This is a genomic window from Bradyrhizobium sp. PRIMUS42 (assembly GCF_023006515.1).
Lineage (GTDB): Bacteria > Pseudomonadota > Alphaproteobacteria > Rhizobiales > Xanthobacteraceae > Bradyrhizobium.
This window is the reverse complement of sequence record NZ_JALBGZ010000920.1, coordinates 1-2131: the sequence shown is the minus strand read 5'-3', so window position 1 is coordinate 2131 and position 2131 is coordinate 1. Positions and strand designations below refer to the sequence as shown.

General features: G+C 63.0%; 1 protein-coding gene and 2 pseudogenes. 2 read left to right on the top strand and 1 reads right to left on the bottom strand.

Going from position 1 to position 2131, the window contains the following annotated elements:
- Positions 1-379, top strand: a pseudogene (locus tag MOV75_RS35685) (hypothetical protein); the annotation flags it as partial.
- A 273-nt stretch (positions 380-652) separates the two neighbouring features.
- On the opposite strand, the gene MOV75_RS35680 reads toward MOV75_RS35685, so the two are convergent.
- A complete protein-coding gene (locus MOV75_RS35680) occupies positions 653-1501 on the bottom strand; it encodes a caspase family protein (RefSeq protein ID WP_246932049.1) in 849 nt (282 codons plus the stop codon).
- 432 nt (positions 1502-1933) lie between these two features.
- Here MOV75_RS35680 and MOV75_RS35675 point away from each other — a divergent pair.
- Positions 1934-2131, top strand: a pseudogene (locus tag MOV75_RS35675) (hypothetical protein); the annotation flags it as partial.

Below are 2131 nucleotides of genomic sequence, written 5' to 3'. Positions count from 1 at the left end.
CTGCAACGGCTCGATCGAGGAGGTCCTCGTCGGCATGGTGGACAACAAGATGCTCGACCAGCAGCAATTGCGCGAGCTGGCGGACCAGGTGGCCAAGGCAAAGAAGGCGAGTGGACGTGCGCTGATCAAGACCGGGCAGAGCTGCAACGTCGCGGTGCCGCTGACATCAGTGCAATATTCCTCCGCCGGCACCGTCGTGCAGGTGATCCGCCGCAACCGCGTCGAGACCAAGCGTGTCGAGGTCGGCTTGATGTCCGGCGGCAATATCGAGGTCCGCGACGGCCTCAACGAAGGCGATGTCGTCGTCGCCCGCGCCGGCGCGCTCTTGCGTGAAGGCGATCCGGTGCGTCCGGTGATGGCCGCGGAAGCGGCGAAGTAGGTTTTCGCCGCGCCGTCATTGCGAGGAGCGAAGCGACGAAGCAATGACGATGTGGATGCAGATGTGCGCGACGACACGCACATCGCAAGGTGGGCAAAGCGTAGCGTGCCCAGGTCTTTCTATCGAAGTCCTGGAAAAATGGTGGGGCACGGCGCGTTGCGCCTTGGCCCACCCTACGAGAGCTCGCTTAAAAAAATGGGCCCCGGCTCAGCGTCGCATCATTGCATGATGCGCCGCGTCCGGGGCACGAGACGTCGCAAGACCTAAGAAAAACTAGCCGCCGGCTTCGCCGAAATGCACGTCTTCGAGCAGCGAGGAGGAGACCATCGGGACCTGGTCGCCTTCGCTGGCGCGGGAGATGGCGACGCGGGTCTTGTTGAAGACGCTTTCGGCACTGCCCCGAGCGTTGAGGTTGTTGAGGAACTCGCTGACCAGCACGCTGTGCTCGCCCTTGCCGTCGTCGACGACCTTGCCGGGCGAGGCCGAGGTGAGGATCAGGGCATTGTCGGACGCGCTGATCGGCGCGAGGCCGTGGCTGTAGGAGCGGAAGCGGCGCTCATAGGGATTGCGGCGGGAGGCGTCGACGACGACGAGCCTGGCCTTGGCGCCCTGCTCCTTCATCATGTCGAGCACGCCGTCGATGGAAACGCCCTGGCGGCGGACGTCGCTTTCCTTCCAGATCGCGGCATCGACAGGCAGCATGTAGCTCTCGCGGCCGGCCTGCACGCCGTAGCCGCCGAAGAACAGCATGACGACGGTATCGCGCTTGATCCGCGACTTCAGGCGGTTGACGGCGCGGACCATGTCGTCCTTGGTCGCGTCTTCCACCATGTCGACGTCAAAACCGTTCTTGCGCAGGGAGGAGGACAGCGCGCGGGCGTCGTTGATCGACTGCGTCAGCGGCGCGCTGGCGTCGGGATAATGTCCATTGCCGATGACGAGTGCGAGGCGGGAGGTCTGGGCGATCGAACCCGTAACCTGGTCGGTCGAGACGGCCTTGGCGGCATCGATCGCACGCATGTTGAGAGCAGCATGGGCGCCGATCACCAGCGAGACCGTGCCGATGAGGGCCGCGGCCACCGCGATCGTGCGTCTGGAAAGGTCGAGCTGCTTTACATTCATCTCGGTTCGTTTCCTGTGCCAAAGACCAGCCAAGCGCGCGCACACTGTTTGAGTAGCGCGATAGCGTCTTTAGGTTTGAGGGATTGGCCGGGGATGTGCCCCCGAATTACGCGCAATTTGCGGCGCCGCACCAAACAAACCCTTAACCGGATATCGCCTCCCCGGCAATAGATTGCCCAAAATTTGAGCTAACCGACTGAAGGCATTGGTTAATTTCGCAACCCAGATTTGTGCGTTTCCACCTCCTTGGACGCTTTCCGAGCCTCAATCATGCAGCCTTCGTGCCGGCTATTTCCGTGACTTTGATCACATTTGTTTTTCCTGCGAATCCGGGTAGCCTTTTCAACGACTTGCAAGGGGGTGGCGCGTGGGGAGCGCGCTGGCCGGCCCCCGGCCAAAAACCCCGCCAGAGTCCCCGCGACCAGGTATTTCATGAGCTTTCATTATTTTGCCGGCGCCGCCTGCCGGGCGCTGCTGGCGCCGAAGGACGGTCCCTCGCTTTACGACGTCTGCGATCCCGTATTATCGGGCCCAGCCAGCGGCGATCCGCATCTGGCCAAATTCTACAAGACCGCGCTCGGCAATCCCGCGCTGCGGGTGCTGCTGCGGCGGGCCGGGCTGCCCGAGCTG

Coding starts and splice junctions, on each gene's coding strand:
- MOV75_RS35680 (WP_246932049.1), bottom strand. CDS start 1,501: ATGAATGTAAAGCAGCTCGACCTTTCCAGACGCACGATCGCGGTGGCC.